Raw genomic sequence first — 21,615 nt, 5'->3', positions numbered from 1 at the left:
TTCTATAAGAAATCCTTGATCTTAAAAGGCAAATTATAAAAGTGGAAAGCTGATCACTTTTTGTTAGGAAGTTTTAATTTTTAGGCTCTAAATCAAGCCTTAAAGAAAACACTGACCGTAATCTTGGGCCGCATTAAACATATGGCTTAAATGTAAGGCTTTCTTTGTTAAAGGATCATATTTATGGCAAGCAAAACAGCCCCTATCTTCTTTAGGGTGCACTAAAGCAAACCATTGAGGGTTTTGGACATAGGTCTCCATTGTACTGTTTGATAATAACTTCGAACCCCCTATTTCATTTTTCCAAGTGGGAGGCACCTCTCCTTTATTTAAATCACTCTCGTTTGAGACTGTCCAAGATGTACCCACCAGGAAGTAGTTAGACCAAACAGATTTGCGTGATTGGTAATAATCTGACATTGCCTCGTTAAGCGCTTTTATATCTTTAGCTACTTCAGTTTTCGTTAAAACACCAACCCCATAGGGTGTTTCTCTACAGACTTGGGTAGGTTTACCAGGGAAGTAAGTATTCACTTTCTGAAAGGACATTGGGTTGAAAAATGTCCATTTACCTGATTTTTCAAAATTTGATAGGTTAGGAACATCAGCACAATCAGGAGCGTTTTCCTTGTGTTCAAATGTGGTCCAAATGAATTCAGGATGATTCCTTGTTTTTCGTACTATATGAATCCCAACCAAGCCCATTAGAACATTACTCCTTACTACCCCGTTGATCTCAACATCTCTATGAATAGTGAAAAATTTTTCAGGGTTGTCGTTATTAGATATTAATTTCCATGAGGTTTTTACTTCAGTGGAGCCTGGGGATATTTCAAACGGTGTTTTCCCACTGTCAATCTCGGCGACACATTGGCTATTGTTTAATCCGTGTTTGACGATGTCATTGTAGAATTTTTTATTGACACTTTGTTGATAGAAGACCGGATTGCTTTCTTGATCGTTCAATGGGAAATTAGAGCCGGCTTGAAGGATCTCACTTTGTACTAATCCTTGATCACCTTTATTGTCCCAACTATCGGGTATCTCTTTAAATATTCTGTCTTTCGGCATCATATTCAAGAATAAATCCGGTGTCTTGTCACTGGTATAATAAGCAAAAGATTGCCAGGCAAACTGCATAAAACTGCAATTAATATCGGATTTACTAGTTTCTGTAGGCTCTTGAGGTAAGGAAGGATAGTCAATCCAAGAGGAGTTGCCAGTACAGTCAGAGGCTTCTAACGCTAACGATTTTTTATCTCTAATCTTATTTTCGTAAGAGTCATTCGATTGCAAAGCTTCCCCTCTAATTTCTGTGGAATAACAATGTATTGGTGAGAGGAAAAATAAGGGAACTATTATTTTCTTTAAATAACCCATGACAACAATTCTCATTCGTATTTGTGTGAGTGGCCAAACTACAATAGTTACAAATAAAACGAATCTAAATTAGTTAATAATTTAGTGTGACTCTGGAACGGCGTGTCTTCTCTGGAATTTTTTGTCTCAATCCTGTCTACGTTCATGGGTGAGGCAAGCTGATTGTAAGAACTACGCTCTATACAATATGCAACGTTATTAAACGTTTGACACTGATCTCCCACATCCTAACCCCGACACTGGCAAAATCCAGTGTCGGGGTTAGGACCCCGCTTTTGTATAGGGCACATTAGTGTCAGCTTCTGCTGGCCTTTTTTATGTGCGGCTTCGGCACACCTGAACATAGTCGTTTTACTTAAAAAACGTACTATCAGCATTATGGTGGGCAGGGCGAGGCAGCTTCGGCTAGCCGTTCCTATGCGCGGTAGTCCTAACCTTGTTCAGTTCACCACCCGAAGTTTAGGACCTTCTTGTGGTGATTTAATTAAGTCGCATAGGAGGCCATCATGCCTAATCTAACTATCGTTAATAAAGACATCCGCACACTTGATAATTTGTACTCGTTAAATGATTTACATAAAGCAAGTGGTGGACACAATCGACATCGTCCAAGTATTTTTATTAATAATCAGCAAACTCAAGAACTGGTTAATGAAATTGAGCAAAGCAGTAATTCCTGCTTTGCTGTAAATACCAAACGTGGCGGTAGTAATGCGGGGACTTGGGTATGCAAAGAACTTGTTTATTCTTATGCAATGTGGGTTAGCCCTAAGTTCCATCTAAATGTCATTCGTGCGTTCGACAGTATGCCCACAGCTGCAGCTCTTCCAGCTCCAACCGTTCCGCAAGACCTCTCCTTAAACGACTTAATTTTTGAGTTGGCGAAGGCGAAAAACGTAACAACGCAAGCTGTACATGCGATTCAAGGTACACTTCACCAAAGCATCAATTGACTTACTTTTCCTCATTTAACTATGTGGCCAAATTTACTAACTCATTACACGTAACCCGACAACACCGTTGTCAGAATCACAAGTAAGGGTTTTGTTCTCAGAGTTCAACAGGATCAGGTTCTTTGAGCGAGATGAAAAAGCCAAGATTTCGTTGGGCAGAATGAAACATTGGTATACATATTCTATGGTCTCGATGAAGCGTAGCCTACATAACGAAAATGAAGGGCTTCAAGTCATTTTCTCTAATTTTATAAAAGCGGTTGGGGCCTTTCATGATTGGGGAGGTGATACGTTCAATCATGAAAACTCATTTAACAAAGTCATGACCTTACCACCAAATATGCGAAAGTGGACATCATATTTATCGCGAAAACGGATACCGATAAGGCTAAGTGTAATTCGCAAGCTAATTATTTGCTGTTTGGAGGAAAAGTAGGTCACTTCGGAGTCTAAGAAGTTTATATATTGACGAACTTCACGGAAGAGAGCTTTGAAGAGAGTTTCCTTAGCAGAAAATAATATAGAGAGAAGCATAGAACGTGGTAAGGGAGCCGATTTTAGAAGCTCATTTTCCTTAGGACTCATGAGTAGCGGCTCTATGTCATTGCACAGGTGTTCACTCATAATGTTCTCAATGTCTAATCCGACAATAACATCCTTTTTTTTATTCTTAACTAACGAAATAGCAATCGAGTCGGTATGAGAAATGGCGCCAATGATCTCCTTAGGCCAAACCGGTTCTCGGAACCTGCCAATAGGGATATCAACATTTCTAGAAAATTGAATAGCTCTTAGTGCATCTCGAGCGGCTAATCTACCTGCAAGAAACTCTGCTTGACGTTTTGTGACAGAAGTTTCAATAGATTTTGGAATTGCTACTTCTTGCTGAGCATAATCTGATATAGAAAAAAGTTTGATATCATAATGCCTTACTTGGATGGTTTCGCTTCCAATGTCATATGTCTCCTTATGAGAGGCAAAATTCATAAATCTCTGTCCATTTCACGTTTTAAAATGTGCTTTCTGAGTCCATACTCGAAGCACGACACTTAGTATTGATATGGCTTGTTTCCTTTAACACGCGGTGCGATGACCCTAACAAGCGATGATGATACCTCACGGAACTACGGTAGAACTCAGCAGAGTTGATAATACTAATTTGTTGGTCTTCCCGCTGGGTAATAACGGGAGTGAGTCGACCAGAAAGTACTGATATGGAAGGGCAACGCTTGGTAACGACTTCGCCAACATGACTGCTAGTTCTTCCTGGCAGTCAGCGCCATCGTGTGTTTTGTAAAACAGACATAGACGTTGATCTTGGCAAATGGCACTACATTGAGCCACATTGGTGTGGTTTAAGCTAAGGTTTTCTATTTCGGATAGCTCGATTCGATGTCCGCGGATTTTGACCTGATTGTCGATTCGGGAGACGTAAACGAAATGCCCATCCTCCATTTTTTGGGCGAGGTCTCCGGTCAGGTAGACCTGTTGTTTTTCACATCCGGAAAGGGTGAGTTTGACAAACGATTGAGCGGTTTTGGACTCATCGTACAAATACCCCATGGCCAAACCGGAACCGGCGATGGCCAACTCGCCTTCCTGCCCGAGGAGAGTGATCGGATGGCAGGTGCTCGGATCGACGAGGTAGAAGTCTTCGCTTGGAAGGGGACGCCCGATGGGCACGGTATTACCTTGGCGACGGCCCGCGCGTAATGTGTCTGGCGTCACTCGGAAGCATGAGCTCCATATGGTTGTCTCGGTGGGACCATACATGTTGTACAAATCAAACCCCATCTCGACCAGCTCTGTCGCCAGATTAACGGGTAGCGTTTCACCTCCGCTCAACAGTACGGTCCCCTGAGGAAAGGTAAGCCCAATCCCGGTGATACAGGAGAGCGCCGACGGTGTGGCTTGCAGATGGGTGATGCCCTTCGTTGCCACGGTATCGTGGAGTTCAAACGGGGAGAGAAATAGGTTAGTTTTGGACAAATATAAGGCCCCAGAGACCGTCAACGGCAGAAACAGCTCGATCAAGGAAATATCAAACGATAATGTGGTGTTCGCCAGAAATGTCATCTCGCTTGAGAGATCCAATTCAGTGGTAAGATCGTTCAGTGTGGCGAATAAGGCTTGATGGCTGATCATCACGCCTTTCGGCACACCGGTAGAGCCTGATGTGAACAGTAGGTAGGCCAGAGCGTCAGGGCTGGATGACGCGGCCCCGACAGGAGGGCGCTCTGCGGCGCGCGTGAGGTCGGCGGGTGAGACCAGCAATCCATGTGACTGAAGGCTCTGAGTGAACGCGTCGTCGATGTCGGTGATGACGAGACTCAGTCGGTAGCTGCGGGCAATGGTTGTCAGTTTCTCGGACGGGTCGCCGGGATTGAGCGGCACATAGGTCAATCCCGCCTTCCAGATACCTAAGATCATCGGCAATAAGAATATATTTCGTTGGCAATAAACCCCTATTAGGCAGAGCTCGTCGGTTCGTGGAACAGCTAATAAATGGCTGGCGACTACATCGGCGATGTGGGCCACTTCTTGGTACGTATACGTGCTGTCACCGTCGGTGATGCAGACGTTGTGGGGAAAACGACAAACACTGTCATCAAAGGTTTCGATAACCGTTAGCATGGTACGTCCTCCAGAGCGCTGTCGACCAGCGACCTGAGGACTGGGTAGGTCGGTGCTTGTTGAAAGGCAGTGAACGAAAAGCGAATGTTGAACGTTTGGCAAACCGCACCGAGCATTCTGACCATGGACAGTGAGTTACCGCCGCTGTTGATGAAGTCAACGTCTGGACTGAACTGTTCGCTTTGCGTATGGGTCAGCCAGAGCGATTGAAGGGTAGTGTCTACTTGAGGATGATGCATAGGGCCTCCTTATTGGCGGATTCAAGTGCCGAGATCTCTTGGTTTATCTGGATAGCGATGCTGAAGTTTAGGTAGTCTTCAAGTGCGATTTGGTAGAAATCGTCAATCAGAGCGGACACAGACGTGATGGCCCCCGTTAGATCCTTGAGCGTCATTGGGGCATCGTCGGTGAACAAGGCTACCATTCGTTGAAGCAAGGCCTGAGACGCCGTGCTCAGTGGCCCATTGCGGTGCAGATGTTGCGCTTTCTTGACCCATTTGGGGCCGGTGAAACACAAGCCATTCATGGCCAAAAATGAGGAAGCAATCCTGAACACCACGCTGCGGAGCATCGAAAGGCAGAAAGGACCATTGTCCCTCGCGTGTAGGGCATCGTTAAATTCTTGCAGAGCCAAAGTACAGTGACGAATGGCGCTAAAGAGCTCCAAATCGCCGGATTGGAGATGATCGAACTCTAGCTGACCTTGCAGTTGCCAGCCATTCTTGAGAATCGACAACACTTTGAACTCGAGGTCACTCATGTGCAGATTGCCGCTGGCTAGTCCTGCGACAAGACCGGTGATGGCGTCAAGATTGACGAGGGTAATGTCAATTTCGTGCCCGTTCACTTCACTGAAGAACTCCGCGACCATCACGCCGCCTCCAGCGCTTTGCTGCCACATGACCCCGTCGTCAGGGTAGTAGCGGTGAGTGCCAGTGACGATAAGATCAATATCGGAGACTGGCGTTGCAGAGCCTTGTGGGATAGAACCGACCAAGAAAATGTGCTCACTCTCGATGCCGGAAACGGCGTCGATGTACTCTTTGAGCTCGAGTCCGGTGAGTTGGGCAAAAGCGCTGAGAAACTCGTCGGGAGAAGCAGGATGAAGAAGGTGCGTGGTGTCCATAATGTGTCCGTTGTTAAGCAAAGAGGGCAGTGGCGATTTGAGTTTCCAAATCTTTAATTGTCCAGTGAAGTTGTCCTTTCATTCGTGGATTCCGAGTGAAAAAGTGGCCGTTGGCCTCGATTAGTTGTCGGCATTCAGCAATTCTCTTGGCGTAGTTTTCGGTATTGGTCTGTCGTTCATTGCTGTGGTCGAGGATATTGACCAATAAATCGGGGATATGAAGCGGTAGGTAGCCGTGCGACAGGGCTCGGATAAAGAGCTCGGTGTCCTCGATATAGCGGTATTGGTCGTCAAACAGCCCCGTGTGACTCAGACACTCTTTTTTAAACGTAACCCCAAACCCGGTACCGATACTCAAGAACTCATCGAGCAGCGCCTGGTCATCGTCCTCAGAAATGGTTGGTGCGTAGACGCGAGTCACTTGCTCCCCGTTGAAGAACTTGGCACCGGTCCAACTCATGCCAATCTGGCTGTCGGTGGGCGCTAACGCACGCCAGGTTTTACGCAGAAACTCAGGGTGACAGTGGTCGTCGTCGTCGAGAAAAGAGATGTAGTGTCCTTTTGCTGCTTGAATACCGAGATTACGTGCAAAAGCAGGTCCCCGCTCAAGGCATGAATTGATGACAGACACTCGCTGATCACTGAAGGTGTGCGGCACAATCGGTACGCTGTGGTCGTTTACGATAATGATCTCAAAGTCAGCCATGGTTTGCTTCAAGACACTCTCGACGGAAGCCTTTAGGAGCGACAGACGATTGTAAGTTGGGATGATTACTGAAAAATTCGGCATGGGGTCCTCAATCACTGGGGGTTTCAGAGCATGGGGTTACGATGGAAGCCAATTCCGTCGCCATGTTTTGTTGAATACGGTGAAGAAAAGGGATGATCTGCAGCGCCGTCTTATTTTGCTTGGCATAATCAAGCTGGATAGTGAGGGAAGACGCAGAAAGGATCACCCCAATCCCCAAGGCGTAAATTCGCTGTGACTGATCGCCGAAGTTGGGTAAGCCCGTGGGAGTCGGTACCTCAGCCACTAAACCTTGATAATCAAATTGATTTTTTCCGCGATCTATGATGTTTAACACCCTATTGGCGGGTGCGGATGCCGGCATCTGGCGCGGATCCAGCAACATCGCCTTGTCGATTTCTTGGCGATTCACTTGAGCGGTTGCGTTCAAGTCGGCCTGCGCGATCAAAGACAGCTGGCAGGTTTGAGATAGCCAGCCCACAATCTCTTGCTGCTGCTGACGGCGGCCCGAGCAAACCAGTTCAAACTCGAACTCGGGTTGGCCAAACGTGTCATAATAGGCCATCGCCAGCACCGACATCAGCGTCTCTTCGAGTCCCAGCCCCAAGCTAATTGCAAGCTTTAGCTCGTAATCAGGAGAGTGAAATCGAAAGCTGACGGCGCGTGTTTCGGTCTCCTGATTGAGTCCAGCCATCATTGGCTTAGATGCCTGGCTATGAGGGGACCGCGGTTGAGAGCAGAGTGAGAAATTCTGCTGGAGATGGCGAATGAAAGAGCTTCGGGTGATCTCAGGGTGACGCGGCCGATCATGCTTCAGTTGGGCTAAACGATGAAAGAGCTCGTTGGTCAATAAAATCATGCTTTGTCTGTCGGCAACGGTATGGTGAATGAGAAAGCAGAAACGGCTGATGGAGGCGTTGTTTGTTGTGAAGGCGATAAACAATACAGGCGAGCTGAGTTGACCAAAGGAGGCTCTGATCTGTGCCAGCGCCTGATGGTGTGCTTCGTCGGTGTGCTCCGACACAGGAATGACCTCAAAACATCGGCTAAGTATGGCTGGTCGGGTGTGGGCGGTGTAGTAACGACCATCGTCACTGATGGTAAGTGTCAATCCATCGTTGTTGTTCACGATGGCCTCAATGACCTCACCCATGGCCGATAGGGCGACGGGCGTCGATAAGTGGTAGATCGGTGAGGCCAGCAGCCATTGATCCAGATCAGACACTTGTTGAGTGAGGAGGTGCCATTGTGTGGGATTAGTCGCAATCCGTTCAGATAACATGAAATATTCCGTTTACAATTCGTTGATGAGTTGTGAGATATCGCAGTCCAAACTATGAAACTTCGATAGATAGAAATCCAAACTTGTCCCCAGTTCATCGACTGTGGCGTGCTTGTGTTCTAGGTAACGCTTTATGCCTTCTGTACCACACAAGTGAGCGGCGGCCAGAACCCCAGACCAACTGAGGAGCGGGGTTGCCTGGATCATGGATTGCAACTTGCTGAGACCAAAATGCTCAAGGAGCACGGCTAAATGGAACTGTTGTGAGGACTTGAGTATCGCATTCTGAGCCGATGGCGTGGTCAGCGTTGAAAAGTCGGTGACGCCCTCCTTACCCGTGAACACGCCTTGCCACTCGTTAACATGTGTCACACGCAAGGGCCCATAGGGTCCCTGATGAAGGCGTCGAGTCGTGCCCTTTGACCAGAGCTGCTCGTTCGCGAGGTACGAGTAGTGCTGGGGGCGCGCGGTACTCTCGCCCGCAACGGCCACTCGTTTAGGTTTGTAGTAGCCCAATGTCATCATAAGCTCTTCGCCAAACTGGTAACCGACAAATCCCCAGGGGTTGATAGCCTGATACGCCAGCGCTTGGAAAGAGTGCTGATCGCTGCCCAGAAAGGCTTGCTCTATTCCTAGGTTGTGGAAAAACTCCTGAACTGTGATAGTGGCCTTCATCGGTGTCCCGGTTTGCCAATGTCGGTGTAAGCAACCGGGCCTGGCACACCGGATATGTTGGATAACCGGTCGGTGAAAGTGCTTGCGATAGGATTCATATTGCGTTGAGTTTACACCAGACTCAAAAGACAACAGGTGCTTGTTGAACTCATTCTCCATGATATTTCTCTCTCAAGTGCTTCATGTTGTCATGCCAAATTTTGGCGTTCAGCTTGACTTGTTTTAGGTAGCTGGCAAAGTCTTCAACATCGTTGACGAGCGTAATACCTCGGGAGACATTGAGCAGCAACCCTTGCCCCTCACGGGTCATGCCAGATAGAATCACGCCCTCCAAATCGCCTCCTTGGGCACCGAATCCCGGAACCAAGAACGTAGTGTTGGGGTGTGCTTGTCTCAGCTGGGCCAGTTCCTCAGGGCTGGTTGCCCCCACGACGAACAAGGTTTGTGCTTCGTCAAACTTGGCTAACACCGCGTTGGCGATCGATTGGTATAGTTTTTCACCATTGGCGAGTAACAGAGCTTGAAAGTCTTTCGAGCCGGGGTTAGAGGTTTTGACCAACACTACACAACCTCGGTCCTGGTAATCGTAGTAGGGGGCGAGAGTCTCCAGTCCCATGTAAGGATTGAGTGTGACCGCATCGACGTCATAGCGTTCGTAAGATTCGAGCGCATAGTTGCTGGCCGTCGAGCCAATATCTCCTCGTTTCGAGTCCAGGATCACCGGAATGGTCGGGTACTTAGATTTAATGTAAGCGATGGTTTGTTGCAGCTGTTTTTCCTGTCCGATGGCCGCATAGTGGGCAAACTGGGGTTTGTAGGCCGCGGCATAATGATGGGTCGCATCAATGATGGCTTTGTTGTAGGTAAATATATCATCGCGAAAACCGTAATAACTCAGGATTGCCTTGTCCGGATCGAGGCCTATGCACAGAAAGGACTGTTGTTGTTGGATACGGTTGGATAGCTTTTCGTTAAATCTCATGTTGGATGTGGTCCAATGCTAGGTTTAATAGTTTCGCTTTCGTCATGGTGCCATCTAGGGTGGAATACTGAGGGGGGAAGACGTCCAGTAGCGTCTGCCTGACCGACTCCATAAACTCGATGTTTTTTTCTTCGAATTTGGCCGTGCTGCCGTCCCTCGCGCGCACTCGTTCGCACGCGACTGACGCAGGCAGATCGGTCAGGAAAGCGAAATCTTCTTCCATCACTTGAGCGTTGATTGCTTTGACAAAATCGATGTCCACCCCGCGGTGTTTGAAATACGCCAGAGCAGAATACACATACCGGTTACAGAGCACCCAGGTGCCCGATTCTAGGGCTGGTAAAATGACTTTTTCGATGTGCTCTAATCGGTCGTAAGCGGACAGTAACGCCATCGCTTCCATGCTGATCCCACGAACACCTGTATCCAGGTAGGCGCGGACATGATGGTCATTGCGATACCGATCGGAAGGTTGTTTGGTTTGGAGAACGTCGATTCCTTGCTCCTGCAAGCAATGGGCAAGACCCTCCTCAAGGGTTGTTTTTCCTGAGCCGTCGATCCCGCAGATGACTATTAGCTTCCCTCTGTTATTCACTCGTAAGTTCCTTTGTGGCTTGGGTTAGGAGATCAATTTGTTGTTCGACTGATAGGGCCGTTCTGGGGACGGATTGGCGTGCCTCGCTGTGAAAAATCACTCGCGTACTTGGCTTGGTTGGGGCACCGGTGATCATCAAGGTGATGGTCGCCTGATTGGTTTTTCCGGAATGAAACGTGTTTTTGTGGCAGTAATGAAAGGTACCCGTATTGACCATGTACTGGGAATGGGCCATCAGGCGTGTTGAGCCAAGGTTAGTCTTAGTTTTGACCAGTCCAGAGCTCGCATCGGACACCTCATAAAGCGTCATGTCCTGAGACGAGTCCAAGTCGGTGGCCGTCTCCCAGTTGGTAAATGTCATGCTGCCACTGATGATGCAAGAGACGAAGTGCCAGCGGTGATTATGGATATTGGTGTCCTGCGAGCCAGCTGGCCAGAAGTGCAGTCTGATCTGCAATTCCGTTTGGCTATCTTTGAACAGAGAAATCTTGAAAAAACCATTCTCGTGCACAAGACAACTTCCAGTCGGATATTGACTTTGTTTAACATGTTCTACCGTCGAATTTAATAATTCACTTGGCGTGATTTTAGATATTAGATTGGAAATTTTTAACCAGAATGGAGAAGATGGGTTATTTATTTCATGCTCTGACTTTTTATGTCTTATTTCTTCAATAAGATTAGTTAGTATATTTGTCATGTATTTGTGGTCACCATTTTTTTAATACAGCTAAGAGGGGTTAAATATAATAGATCAATATAAAAACCTTAAGCAATAATTAATAATTATTAATTATTAATTATTAATTATTTTTTCTGTCAACCTTTATCATAGATTGTTAATTATAGTTTTAATGTTGTGTAATAGTAATAACCACAACCAAATAGTTAAATAAAATTTGGTTGTGGTGTTGTTGAAAGAGTTTGTATTAGTGTCTTTTTAAGGCTAGTTAATGATTGTAAGGTAATAAAATGTTAGATGGACAAGGTATCTGTTATATGGACAACGCATCCACATCTTATCCCAAGCCTAATTTGGTTCATGAACGGATCAGTTTTCATACCAAGTATGGCTGCGGAAGCTTCAACCGTAGTGCGTTTGATGTTACGGATCAGGCTAATTCTATTCCTGACGTTACTCGCGGTTTACTGTCCGATTTAATAAAATGTAAACCCGAAGAAATATATTTTACGTCAGGTGCGACAGAATCACTGAATTACCTTATATTTGGTTTTCTGAATAAAGGTGATCACGTCATTATTTCTCCCTGGGAACATAATTCTGTTACTCGACCACTTAATTTTCTGAAAGAAGAACGAGATATTTCAGTAACGACTTGTCACGCCTCTCTACAGTCAGGTTTTGACACTCAGCAAATAAGTGAACTGCTCCAGAAAAATACCCGGCTTGTTATTATTAACCATGTGTCAAATGTGCTAGGCATTGAATCTCCGCTCGCTGAAATCGGTGTCATAGCTAAACATCACCCCGAGAGCATTTTTGCTGTCGATGCATCTCAGTCTATTGGCAGTATTCCTATCGATGTCAGTCAAAGCCACATAGATTTTCTCGCTTTTCCCGGGCATAAGTCCTTGCTCGGTCCATCGGGTATCGGTGGGTTCTATCTCTCGCACCAGTGCAAATCAAGGTTGAAACCCATTAAGTTCGGTGGGACGGGGATAAAAAGTATTGAACCTGTGATGGTCGAAGAGGGGCCGCACAAATTTGAAGTGGGCACGCCAAATATGTTGGGGATTGTGGGTCTGCGTGGTGCTCTGGAGCATTTGTCCGCGAAAGGCATCCGGGCAATTGAAGACCACATTAAATCGCTGACCCGCTATTTGATCGACAGATTGGAGGGCATGGACCACGTCGTGACTTACCTGCCCGGATCGTGCACGCCCCATGGGGTGGTGACGATAAACGTCCCACCCTTGTCACCCAAAGATCTCTCTTTGATTCTGCTGCAGGATTTCAACATCATAACCAGAGACGGGTTTCATTGTGCGGTCAGCGCCCACAAAATCGCCAACAGCTATCCGCAAGGCAGTGTCAGGATCAGCATAGGAACCATGACCACCACTGAGGATGTCGACTATTTCTGCGACAGTCTCGAATTAATCAAGTAAGGAGTTGCAATGAGAGTACCTGCCAAGAAATGGCCTAGGAAAACGGGCATTATGTTTGCCGTGGATGTGAAATCGAAAGCCGAAGCGTTTCGTATTTTAGATCTGATCAGTGATGATGTGGATGTGATCAAGTTTAACTACCCGCTGATTCTTAAAGAGGGGCTCAGCGTGATCACCGACATCAAAGCGCGCTACGGCATTCCTGTCTTTGCGGACATCAAGATTGCCGATGTCCCGGTCACCAACGACAGAATAATCCGATTGGCCGCCGAGGCGGGTGCCGATGGGGTCATGGCGCACGGCTTTATCGGGGTGGACGCCATTCAGTCAATGCAGCAGGCCGCCCCAGAGACCAAAATTTTCCTGATCACTCAACTGACCAACCCGGGCGGACTGGATTTTTCGGCCTCTTTTACCCAAGACTTTGCGGAAATGGCAAGAGGTTTGGGACTCGACGGCGTCCAAGCGCCGGGTAACCGCCCAGAAGTGGTTGCACAAGTGAGAGATCTCGTGGGGCCGGGTCTGACCATTGTCTGTTGTGGTGTTGGGGCGCAAGGCGGTAAATACGGCCATGCGATCGCGGCCGGGGCGGACTTTGAGATCATTGGTCGTGCGATTTATCAAGCCGAAGATCCCGTGGAGACAGTCAAACACATCAAAGCCGCAACCCAGCAAGCGCTCAAAACCTACGAAGCTAAGACGTTGTCTTTGGCCTAAAAAAAAGAGTGCCAGTTGGCGATCCGTTATTGGTGAGGAAAAAACGTGAACATTGATAATCCAATCAGTCATCTCGCTGAGCAAAAACAGATTGTGCTTCATGAATATTGTGCTGAACAATCCAGCCTGGCGACCAAAATGCATCTAGAGGGGACGGTCCGATTAGCTCAGTTAAAGGACCGGATGGTTACTTTTGGTTATCATCCGGTCCATTTTACTCGTCTCAAACGACTGCAAGTGCTAGTTGATGGCATTTCATTTCATGTCAATGAAAGCGGCGTGATCAACGCCAATAGCATCTCCTCTCCAGACGTCTTTCTAACCGTGATGACAAAAGTGGGTGAGATGATTTCCCCCTGCATTGAACCCAAAGTCGTGGCCTTTTGATACGCACGTCGTTCAATAAAATCAACCATCCGACGGCGTTCGACATGATGGTCTTCCCCTTGATTGTTCAGGGGGTATTGACCGCGTCACTGTCATACTTTGACCTGTTACTACTAGCCAAACTCGGCACAGAAGAAGTGTCTGCTGTCGCCTTATCTGGCGGGATTCTGATGGTGCTGCTGTCGATTCAGATCGGTTTTGCGCAATCAGTGATCGCGTTGAAAGGCGAAGAGGATGCCGCCAACGTTAACGCTTTTTATCTGGCCTTATCGATGGCAACCCTGCTTTCGGTATTGATGGGTTTCTCGCTGTGGCTGAACATCGAGGTGATTGTCGACGCAGTGGTGAGTAAACCGGCTCTCAACACACTGGTCTCGACCTATCTATCGTGGCTCGTATTCTCTCTCCCCGTGACCCAAATGACCCTATGTTGTGGTTTTTTTCTGCGCAGTTATGGCAAAACCAAGGTCACATTAACGGGTTTTTTGATTGAAGTGCCCATCAATGTACTAGTGTCCTATTGGCTGATCTATCCTTCGACGATGGGGATTGAAGGTGCCGCTCTCGGGAGTCTGATTGCCCGCTTTGTCCGGTTGCTCTGGATGGGCTTTCATACGGTCAAACATATTCACGCACGACAAGGTCAGACAACTGCGTCCATTGACCGGCGAGTGATACTGAAAAAAATATCGGGTCTGTTTGGCACGTCCTTTGCCAGTAGTGTTGGGGGGAGCGCGGCGTCGGTATTTCTTTATGCACATCTGGCCCGCTTGCCAAGCGAGACATTTGCGGGGTATTCAATGATCATGAGCATTCAGGGCATGGCCTTAACGGTAATGAATGCGGTGGCATCAATGATTGCTGTCATGGCTAAAATGGACATTAAAAACGACCCTATGTCTGTCGTAGTGTCCTATTCTCATGAGATTGACTACTTTCTCCGCGTGTCTATGGTGTTCTTTTTCTTCGCTTCCATCATTAGTGTATCGGTGTCAGGTATAGCTCTGGATCTGATGCTGAGCAGTACTTTAATCATGGTTTCGTTAGATCTGGGGATGAAATCACTCAGTAGCTATTTTTCTGTGTCTTATCTCAAGGTGTTTGGCTTTCATCGTGTAGCGGTGACATATGAAGTGCTCGGCAGGTGTTTTTTGCAGTCGTCGATGGTTTGGCTGCTAGTGGTCGTCGATATCCGACAGATTATTGGGTATGTCATGGCCGTGGTAGTCGCAGAAACACTAACGTTGTGCTTACTAAGAAGAGCTTTTGAGCAAAGGAAGATAGAGGCTCGCTCACGTTATCAAGGTGGTAGATTTAACCGTTAAGATAGCACCCCAGTCTAACGCGTCGAAAGACATTGGTAAGAATGTGTGCTAACACACTAAATGCAATGATCTGCACCATTAATACTGGACACCAAATTAAGGGACTTTCCATATCTGTAGTTATTCATGAATTGCTAATATTCAAAATTCAGTAACTGATTTTTGTCCAGCACCTTACTGGCGGGACGACGTAACTCAGAAATGCCCCAAAGTGAGTTAAATTGAATATTCTACAGAATCTAGACGTGTGAGTTTTCCCTACAAAACCTAATATCAAGTTTATGACTGATTTTCTTAGCATCTTTTTTTTCTATGTATCTATACAGGTTATTAAGTTTGAATGTCGTTTGAGTATGGAAAGAGGCATGTTTTACTTAGTGTTTAGTCTCGCTTTGTTGATAGAAGACGTAATAAGTTACTATTTATTAGTAGGTTTATGATTTTCATATCTTGGATAACACGTATTGTTAAAAGTGATAACATGCCGGCGCGTTTTTATGTGAGGATAGAGTGCACCTCTCAATGTGTTCTCTTTAATTTTTAGTGGCTTATGATAAATTAATGGAAAGCCGGGCAGGCAGAAAAACGAGACTGCCTGTTATTAAGAATGTTAGGTCTAAGGAGAGACAGTGACAATATCATCAGGAATAGCTTTATTTATTGCAATGGCGTTATCCGCGGCAATTCCCGGACCAAGTGTTCTTGCCGTGGTATCTAGGTCTATAGTATATGGTTCAGTACAAGGGCTATTGGTGGTAGTTGGAGTATTGGTTGCTGATTACATTTTTATATTTTTAGCAATATCCGGTCTATCTTTGGTTGCGAGCTTGATGGGTGAGTTCGCCGTCCTAATCAAATACGTAGGGGTTACTTACCTTTTATGGTTGGCTTACGTTACTTGGACTTCTGAAGTTTCAGACTTAACTGCTAAGAAAACAAAGGTAAGTATAAAGTCATCTAGCTTAATCACGGGGATGCTCATGACTCTTTCTAACCCAAAAGCCATTTTGTTTTATATGGGGTTCTTCCCTGCTTTTGTTGATTTAACTGCTCTAACTGCGCTCGACGTCGTCAGCATACTACTTCTGTCTACGATATCCGTGGGTGGCATTCTAGCAACTTATGCATGTGCTGCTTCAAAAGCTAGCTTCATGTTTAAGGGGCATATTGCTAGAAAGCGATTAAACAAGCTTTCAGGTGGCTTCTTAGCTACTTGTGGTGCAATGCTGGCGGTAAAGACGTAACAAGGCGCTTAAGACGGACTAACAAACGCTTGGCATTTTTGGTTCGGTTTAGTTTGGAGTATAAGGTGGTCAATTCAGTTAGGTGGTGGGTTTGTTAGCCACTTAGCTAGGCGTTATTTTTTTAGGAGGCTTCAGTGGATCATAAACTGAAAAAAGAAATCGGGAAAATTGAAAAACTGAAGAAAAACAAAAAATTCGAGTGTCTTTTTCCACATTGTTCAAATATGTCAATTGGCTCGCATTCACAGCTGCGAGGTGGACAACTAAAAGTCATAAGTAGAAATGACGAAGTCTATGCGATGAACTTCAATATGTATGAGGTTTTAACTAAAGGTGAAAGTGCATTTTCTTTAATTAAAACTAGGATTAAGAATGCTTCGATATACCCAGGTTTCTGCCAAAACCATGATGGACAGGTTTTTGCTCCGGTAGAAAAACGTCCTCTCCAGTTTGGTGACTCTCTTCAAGCAGCAACGTTATTTCTCAGAACAATTACATATGAAGTCACTAGTGGAATATAGGGGAATTATGAGTAAGTTTCTTTCGACGTGGAAGCAGAAGTAGACTCTTTGATAGAGCAGTTGAAAAATCGCAACAAATAAAACATACAAGCGTTTAAGGTTTCAAGATACTTATTCTAATCTATATCGAGCGTGTTAGATCTCAAACTCTAACGCGCTTCTGTCCAAAAGCTTGCTAGACGATACTGATGTATCGTTATACTTTTCTATGAGGTGTTGAATTGCTTGTATTTGGTAATCCCTGCTAACAAGCCTCTCATTATAGGAAGTTACTTGCCGGGATCGTCAGCACCTTACTGCGTGCTTCGATTCACTTGTTTGTTAAGTTGATACTTCAAATATTCAGGTAGAGAGCAAACGCTCCCGAAGGAGCGATCGTAATCATACTAGATTGAGTCTGTGGTTGGACTCTATTTCATCAAGGAACGATGGTTCGACACCTACGTCTCTTGCTATTTCTCGCCATGTTGTCACGGTGGCATGAACCTCACTTAAAATAGCTTCTGCCTCACCTTGTAGTGATGGAGGTACGACTCCTAGTAAGTCTTGTTTGGTAAAATTGTCTCGCTTACCGTTGATCGACATTTGATGGCTCTCTACCCAAGGCGATCCGGGTTTGTAGCTATATGCTAGATCGAATGCTGGCGCGAGTTCCCACTTGTTCGTACTATTGATAACGAATCCCCAGTTTTTTGTGTGGTCATCGTGGTTGCGGGCAATCACGTTAAAGGCCATGCGTCTAAACACTTCAAGTGCTGATAGTCGATCAAGTCTCAGTGAGCGCAATAGGGTGAAGAGTTCCTCATAACTGTAACCGCCAGGTTGTTTGAAATCTGCGTGATCCATAGCGCATAAAGATTGATAATGCACTTTTTCGTTTCCAACGCGGTCAAATCGTTTTGTCATGAAGTGAGCACGCCCGTTTTCTTTTAATAATTCACAATGTGAGATATTGATGCCGGCTTTTTTGGCCATTAAGTAATAGGCATATTCCATTAAGCCGAAGCCTTTAGGATCACCAAATACCTCACTAGTGGATGAGCGTTCGACAACGCCATCAAACTTTAATAGGAAGTGTTCGAAGCCTTTGGGAGCATTTACCTGACCTGAGCGTATTTGCGTGCGATCTGAGTTGACTGCGATAACCGCTTTAGCTCTAGCACCGCCAGCTGAGGTGCCGACTTGAAGGATGCCAGTTAAGGCTTGCTCCGCTTCCTGCTCATTGATGATGGTTTCATCTAGGTTGTTTCTTTCGTCAAGGACGAGTTGTGCCATTGCTACAAGTGAGTCGAGTTTAATTGATTCATCTTGTTTTTTATTCGTGTCAGCTAATGCGGGTGTGTACTCAAGAGCTCCCATACCTCGTGAACCGGTATAGAGCAGTCTTTCCAATGCACTGAAAGATTGTGGGTCTCGGCCCTGGCGTGCAAGCCAGGCATTGATTACGGCATTACCAAAGTCATCGGGTAGAGTATCTGCGAAGGCTGCAGGTAGGCCTTTATAGGTTGGATAATTCAGAGTGGGAAAACTAAACGCGCCAGCCTCAAGAGGGAGTCTTTGTGAAATGGCAAACCCAGTTTTTAGCCACTCATCGAAGTATTCAAAGCTAACGATTCCGGTCGTAGTATCTTCAGCTAGAGCGCCGACATCTTTACCGAATATACTGACTTTTGCTGTGTCGTATTTCTTGCCTACCAATCTAAGTCCTCCTCTTTAGGTTGTTGTGGCGTTGAGGCCAGCTTTACCCTTTGGCGTACTTTCCCTTTCATTTTGAGAAGTTGTACTGGGCTAATTCCAGGGTCTGGTAGGAAAGATTCAATGCCTTCCAATGAATCTAACACTCTGAGTACCTTGATGACGTTTATTAGGGTTGATCTACCCTCTATCATATTTTGGTATGTTGACCGGCTGATTCCGGCCTTTTTAGCTAACTGTGCTTGAGTAAGTGACGAACGGTGATCGAGTCTTCGTCTTTCGATTCGACGGCCAAGTTCACTGATCAGTGCTTCATCTGACATTGCGTATATATTCGACTTCATCATAATGACCTAAAATTCAATCGTTAAGTAAGTTTAATATAGATTATGACTTAAAAAGCAGTCATTACACAGCAATGATAACAAAAAATATCAGAGAATGTAATGCCTTTAAAAACGGTCATAGTGAGCATTTATAACACGTAGTGACCGTAAAAAAAGGCATTAAGAGTGCGCTTGGTGTTTATTATGCAAGAAAAAGCCCCGCATGCGAGGCTATTAATCTTAATCTATTAGGGTGCCGTTTGGTGATTCGTCGTAATAGAGAACTCTGAGTAGCTTGTGCTTCTATCTGACTTAACTTGTTTTCCCGCCCGATAGTTGTGTCCTAACCTTCACATAAGTCGCTTTGTAACGCAGTTATGTCCAGAGGTGTTCTGGCGGGGGGGGGGGGGGGAACACGAAAATGCCCCAAAGTGAGCCAGAGAGGGATGAACTCAGATTCAAACTCAGGAACTTGTCTTACTTTTCCTCATGCCTAAAGTTCTAACTTACTAGACCACTAGAGACTGATCTTCAAACACAATTACGCACGAATACGTTGTTAAAGTGTTTCTAAGCTATTGAATAGTCGATAACTAAATGGAAGTTTTTCAGTGATAACGTGCCTTGAATTGGAAGCAATGTGTGTTTGCACGGTTTGCACCTGAAAAATCGGATTTATACTGCATTATATTCTTATTTTTCATTTGGTTAAGTGATGTTCTTGGGATGCAGTGAAAGTGTGAATTCGTGCCTGCACGATATTAAAATGTTAGGCGATTTGAGGAAAGTATGGAAGCAGTAATATATCAAGAAAGGCTCAGCGACTTTAAAGAAATTGAAAAGCTTTTGATTGAGTCAAAAGTTTTGCTCAATCCCTATGGAATTGATTCTGACCATGCATATAAACTTGAAAATTATTTATTGAACAGTAACCAAAAGGTTAGCTGTTTGCTTGATAGAAATATCGTCTCATATTTAATTGACTTGGTTAAAGGTATTAATTTGTCGCCAGACTTTGAAGCAAGCCGTTGTCATAGGCTGACCGCCGCTCTTCAAGCCTTTTTCAATGCTTCAAACATAAAATCTGAACCGGGTCTTTCATATCATGAATACATTGAGAACTCTTCTGTCGAACGTGCAGATGAAGAGCTAAGCTATTTCCGTTCAGCAGATAATTTGGATGCAAATTTATATTTGGATATTGCCTTAAATAACATTAACTCTATCCCCTCTGAAGTTGCTCCTCGCTATCAAACAGGCGAGTTGGCTAACTTTGATACAGAATGCCGTGTCAAAGCTTTTGAGTTCAATATAGTCGTCATCAAAAAGGGGCTGAGCATTCGTTCTAAGTGCAAAAACGATTATGAAGCTGTGAAGTTATTATTAGAATGGATGTTTGAGGAGTATGTGTTTTGTGCTCCTGCATTTTTCTTCATGGCGATATATTTTAGTGGCGAGAAAGTTCCTAAAATGCTCAAGTCTAACTCAATGAAAAGCGTCAGGAATGCTGGTTGGGATTTAGCACTACTTCAGCACTGGCTAACATTAGCTAACAAAGATCCTGAACAGTTGTGGCTACTGGCTAGTATGGACAAAGCTGTTGCCAAAACAGCAAATATGATGCTTCCTCGCTCTACTGAAGAGCCAGAAGATTACTTTGACAGGCTTGAACAGACATTCTCTACTATGTGGGGGAAGAAATATGGTCATGGGAGTAAACTTTTCCAAAGGTTTCGTTATTGGCAAGAAAATGCGAACAGCCCTAAAAGAAAAACTAACCTTCCAGAAAATAGGACATCTGAGTATATGCTGACTTTGAGAGAGTCAGTGCACGAGGAGTATCTGCGTGCAACAATCGCCTAACAATAAATTCAAGCAGATTCGTAACGCTCAGCATTTTTGCTTTGAATCAGCTTAAGTGTTTACGGCACAATGGTTTAGGTGGGTGGTAGCGTTACTCACTACTTAATTTGGCGTTATGTCTCAAGGATGGAGAGCAATGCAAGGATACAAAGTAAGCACAAACAATGAAGGCCTCGACTTTGAGTTTATCTATAAATTTATTTCACGTAGTTATTGGGCTTCTGAGATTCCAAGAGAAACTTTGAAAAAGGCGATATCAAACTCTTTTTTGTTTTGGTGTTTTTACTGACACTGGCGATCAAGTTGGCTTTGCTCGACTCATAACAGATAGAGCTACATTCGCTTACCTTGCGGATGTGTTTATTGACGATCGTCATAGAGGGAGAGGTCTGAGCAAGTTGTTAGTGCAAACGATAGTCGAACACGCTGATGTAAAAGGACTCCGTAGGATGGTTTTGGCCACTAGGGATGCTCACGGGCTCTATGCTCAATTCGGTTTTAGACCAGTAGAAAATCCAGAGATATTAATGCAAATCTGGCAACCGAATGTCTATCGTGACCAAGAGGCATAACAAATAAGGATTAAGGTGTTGCGTAGCCAACACTAAATCCCGAGTGTTGAACAAGCCTGAAGCCACTTTATTAAGCAAATTATTCGATGATGGTCGAGGGACATTGCGCCTTGAACTGGTCTATTAACGCATGGCACCAAGTTAGTGACTTTCCATACTTGTAGTTATTCATGAATTGCTAATTTAGCAAAACCACTAACACAGAAATGCTCAAAAATGTTTCAGGACCACTTAGAGGTTGCACAACGAGCCAAAGAAGAAGGCTACCATAAGGCAGCCTTTTTTGTTTGTATGCGAAAGTGTTAGTGCTATTCCCCCGGGGCCCGGATGATAATAGGCTGTTAAGTATCGGTGACGCTATTAATCAAATTAGTTGCGAGTGCTCTTAAACAGATGAGTGCAACAGTTAACGCTTTTCCATTACTAACGCAACTCTACCTACAACCCTTACTTCATCTTC

General features: G+C 45.2%; 20 protein-coding genes and 3 pseudogenes. 10 read left to right on the top strand and 13 right to left on the bottom strand.

Going from position 1 to position 21,615, the window contains the following annotated elements; translation table 11 throughout:
• Positions 1–99: 99 nt before the first annotated feature.
• Positions 100–1,380, bottom strand: a complete 1,281-nt coding sequence (locus tag QQ041_RS18010) for a hypothetical protein (protein WP_285954683.1) — start codon at positions 1,378–1,380, stop codon at positions 100–102.
• Positions 1,381–1,886: 506 nt separating this feature from the next.
• Between QQ041_RS18010 and QQ041_RS18005 the strand changes: the two are divergent.
• Positions 1,887–2,297: pseudogene (locus QQ041_RS18005) on the top strand (KilA-N domain-containing protein); the annotation flags it as partial.
• An 85-nt stretch (positions 2,298–2,382) separates the two neighbouring features.
• A pseudogene (locus QQ041_RS18000) lies at positions 2,383–2,538 on the top strand (SAM-dependent methyltransferase); the annotation flags it as partial.
• Between the two features lie 92 nt (positions 2,539–2,630).
• On the opposite strand, the gene QQ041_RS17995 reads toward QQ041_RS18000, so the two are convergent.
• From QQ041_RS17995 to QQ041_RS17950, 10 genes are all read right to left on the bottom strand, one after another.
• The gene (locus tag QQ041_RS17995; protein ID WP_192854613.1) at positions 2,631–3,320 is read right to left on the bottom strand and encodes a 4'-phosphopantetheinyl transferase; all 690 of its coding nucleotides are present in this window, start codon (positions 3,318–3,320) and stop codon (positions 2,631–2,633) included.
• Positions 3,321–3,449: 129 nt separating this feature from the next.
• Positions 3,450–4,967 (bottom strand): amino acid adenylation domain-containing protein, encoded by a 1,518-nt coding sequence (locus tag QQ041_RS17990; protein WP_285954681.1) that lies wholly within the window; start codon positions 4,965–4,967, stop codon positions 3,450–3,452.
• On the bottom strand, positions 4,961–5,206 hold the full coding sequence (locus tag QQ041_RS17985) for an acyl carrier protein (RefSeq protein WP_192854609.1): 246 nt from the start codon (positions 5,204–5,206) through the stop codon (positions 4,961–4,963). Before QQ041_RS17985 ends, QQ041_RS17990 begins: the two co-directional genes overlap by 7 nt.
• Positions 5,188–6,093 (bottom strand): hypothetical protein, encoded by a 906-nt coding sequence (locus QQ041_RS17980; protein WP_285954680.1) that lies wholly within the window; start codon positions 6,091–6,093, stop codon positions 5,188–5,190. Before QQ041_RS17980 ends, QQ041_RS17985 begins: the two co-directional genes overlap by 19 nt.
• 13 nt (positions 6,094–6,106) lie before the next feature.
• Positions 6,107–6,883, bottom strand: coding sequence for a glycosyltransferase family A protein (locus QQ041_RS17975; protein ID WP_192854605.1), 777 nt, complete (start codon positions 6,881–6,883; stop codon positions 6,107–6,109).
• A 7-nt stretch (positions 6,884–6,890) separates the two neighbouring features.
• Positions 6,891–8,123 carry a hypothetical protein gene (locus QQ041_RS17970; RefSeq protein ID WP_285954679.1) on the bottom strand — a complete coding sequence of 411 codons (1,233 nt, stop codon included), beginning with the start codon at positions 8,121–8,123 and terminating at the stop codon, positions 6,891–6,893.
• Positions 8,124–8,135: 12 nt separating this feature from the next.
• Entirely contained in the window at positions 8,136–8,798 is a 663-nt protein-coding gene (locus tag QQ041_RS17965; protein WP_192854601.1) for a hypothetical protein, read from the bottom strand.
• Positions 8,799–8,946: 148 nt separating this feature from the next.
• Positions 8,947–9,780: an orotidine-5'-phosphate decarboxylase gene (pyrF, locus tag QQ041_RS17960; protein WP_192854599.1), complete on the bottom strand. Its 834-nt coding sequence runs from the start codon at positions 9,778–9,780 to the stop codon at positions 8,947–8,949.
• Positions 9,770–10,375, bottom strand: coding sequence for a dTMP kinase (gene tmk / locus QQ041_RS17955; RefSeq protein WP_192854597.1), 606 nt, complete (start codon positions 10,373–10,375; stop codon positions 9,770–9,772). Before tmk ends, pyrF (QQ041_RS17960) begins: the two co-directional genes overlap by 11 nt.
• Positions 10,368–11,075: a hypothetical protein gene (locus QQ041_RS17950; protein WP_192854595.1), complete on the bottom strand. Its 708-nt coding sequence runs from the start codon at positions 11,073–11,075 to the stop codon at positions 10,368–10,370. Before QQ041_RS17950 ends, tmk begins: the two co-directional genes overlap by 8 nt.
• Positions 11,076–11,347: 272 nt before the next feature.
• Here QQ041_RS17950 and QQ041_RS17945 point away from each other — a divergent pair, with 272 nt between their 5' ends.
• The 6 genes from QQ041_RS17945 to QQ041_RS17920 all read left to right on the top strand — a co-directional run bounded on the left by QQ041_RS17945 (position 11,348) and on the right by QQ041_RS17920 (position 16,699).
• Complete coding sequence (locus tag QQ041_RS17945; protein WP_285954678.1) at positions 11,348–12,505, top strand: aminotransferase class V-fold PLP-dependent enzyme; 1,158 nt, start codon at positions 11,348–11,350, stop codon at positions 12,503–12,505.
• A 9-nt stretch (positions 12,506–12,514) separates the two neighbouring features.
• Positions 12,515–13,222: an orotidine-5'-phosphate decarboxylase gene (pyrF, locus tag QQ041_RS17940; RefSeq protein WP_192854591.1), complete on the top strand. Its 708-nt coding sequence runs from the start codon at positions 12,515–12,517 to the stop codon at positions 13,220–13,222.
• A gap of 45 nt (positions 13,223–13,267) precedes the next feature.
• Positions 13,268–13,609, top strand: coding sequence for a hypothetical protein (locus QQ041_RS17935; protein WP_192854589.1), 342 nt, complete (start codon positions 13,268–13,270; stop codon positions 13,607–13,609).
• A gap of 44 nt (positions 13,610–13,653) precedes the next feature.
• Positions 13,654–14,934, top strand: a complete 1,281-nt coding sequence (locus tag QQ041_RS17930; protein WP_192854587.1) for an MATE family efflux transporter — start codon at positions 13,654–13,656, stop codon at positions 14,932–14,934.
• Positions 14,935–15,563: 629 nt separating this feature from the next.
• Positions 15,564–16,178 (top strand): LysE family translocator, encoded by a 615-nt coding sequence (locus QQ041_RS17925; RefSeq protein ID WP_237300440.1) that lies wholly within the window; start codon positions 15,564–15,566, stop codon positions 16,176–16,178.
• 134 nt (positions 16,179–16,312) lie between these two features.
• The gene (locus QQ041_RS17920) at positions 16,313–16,699 is read left to right on the top strand and encodes a hypothetical protein (protein WP_285954677.1); all 387 of its coding nucleotides are present in this window, start codon (positions 16,313–16,315) and stop codon (positions 16,697–16,699) included.
• A gap of 381 nt (positions 16,700–17,080) precedes the next feature.
• Here the strand turns inward: QQ041_RS17920 and QQ041_RS17915 are convergent, their stop codons facing one another.
• Both QQ041_RS17915 and QQ041_RS17910 read right to left on the bottom strand, forming a co-directional pair.
• Complete coding sequence (locus QQ041_RS17915) at positions 17,081–18,397, bottom strand: type II toxin-antitoxin system HipA family toxin (RefSeq protein ID WP_261891713.1); 1,317 nt, start codon at positions 18,395–18,397, stop codon at positions 17,081–17,083.
• On the bottom strand, positions 18,391–18,738 hold the full coding sequence (locus QQ041_RS17910; protein ID WP_225998621.1) for a helix-turn-helix transcriptional regulator: 348 nt from the start codon (positions 18,736–18,738) through the stop codon (positions 18,391–18,393). Before QQ041_RS17910 ends, QQ041_RS17915 begins: the two co-directional genes overlap by 7 nt.
• Before the next feature lie 771 nt (positions 18,739–19,509).
• On the opposite strand from QQ041_RS17910, the gene QQ041_RS17905 reads away from it, so the two are divergent.
• Together QQ041_RS17905 and QQ041_RS17900 are read left to right on the top strand one after the other, a co-directional pair.
• Entirely contained in the window at positions 19,510–20,583 is a 1,074-nt protein-coding gene (locus QQ041_RS17905) for a hypothetical protein (protein ID WP_192854688.1), read from the top strand.
• A gap of 136 nt (positions 20,584–20,719) precedes the next feature.
• Positions 20,720–21,155: pseudogene (locus tag QQ041_RS17900) on the top strand (GNAT family N-acetyltransferase).
• The last annotated feature ends 460 nt before the right edge of the window (positions 21,156–21,615 follow it).

Origin of the sequence: Vibrio sp. TMPB1044 (assembly GCF_030442075.1) — a bacterium.
In the GTDB taxonomy this organism is placed as follows: Bacteria; Pseudomonadota; Gammaproteobacteria; order Enterobacterales; family Vibrionaceae; genus Vibrio; species Vibrio satsumensis.
Note: the sequence above shows the minus strand (reverse complement) of the source record. Positions and strands in the feature narration are given on the sequence as shown.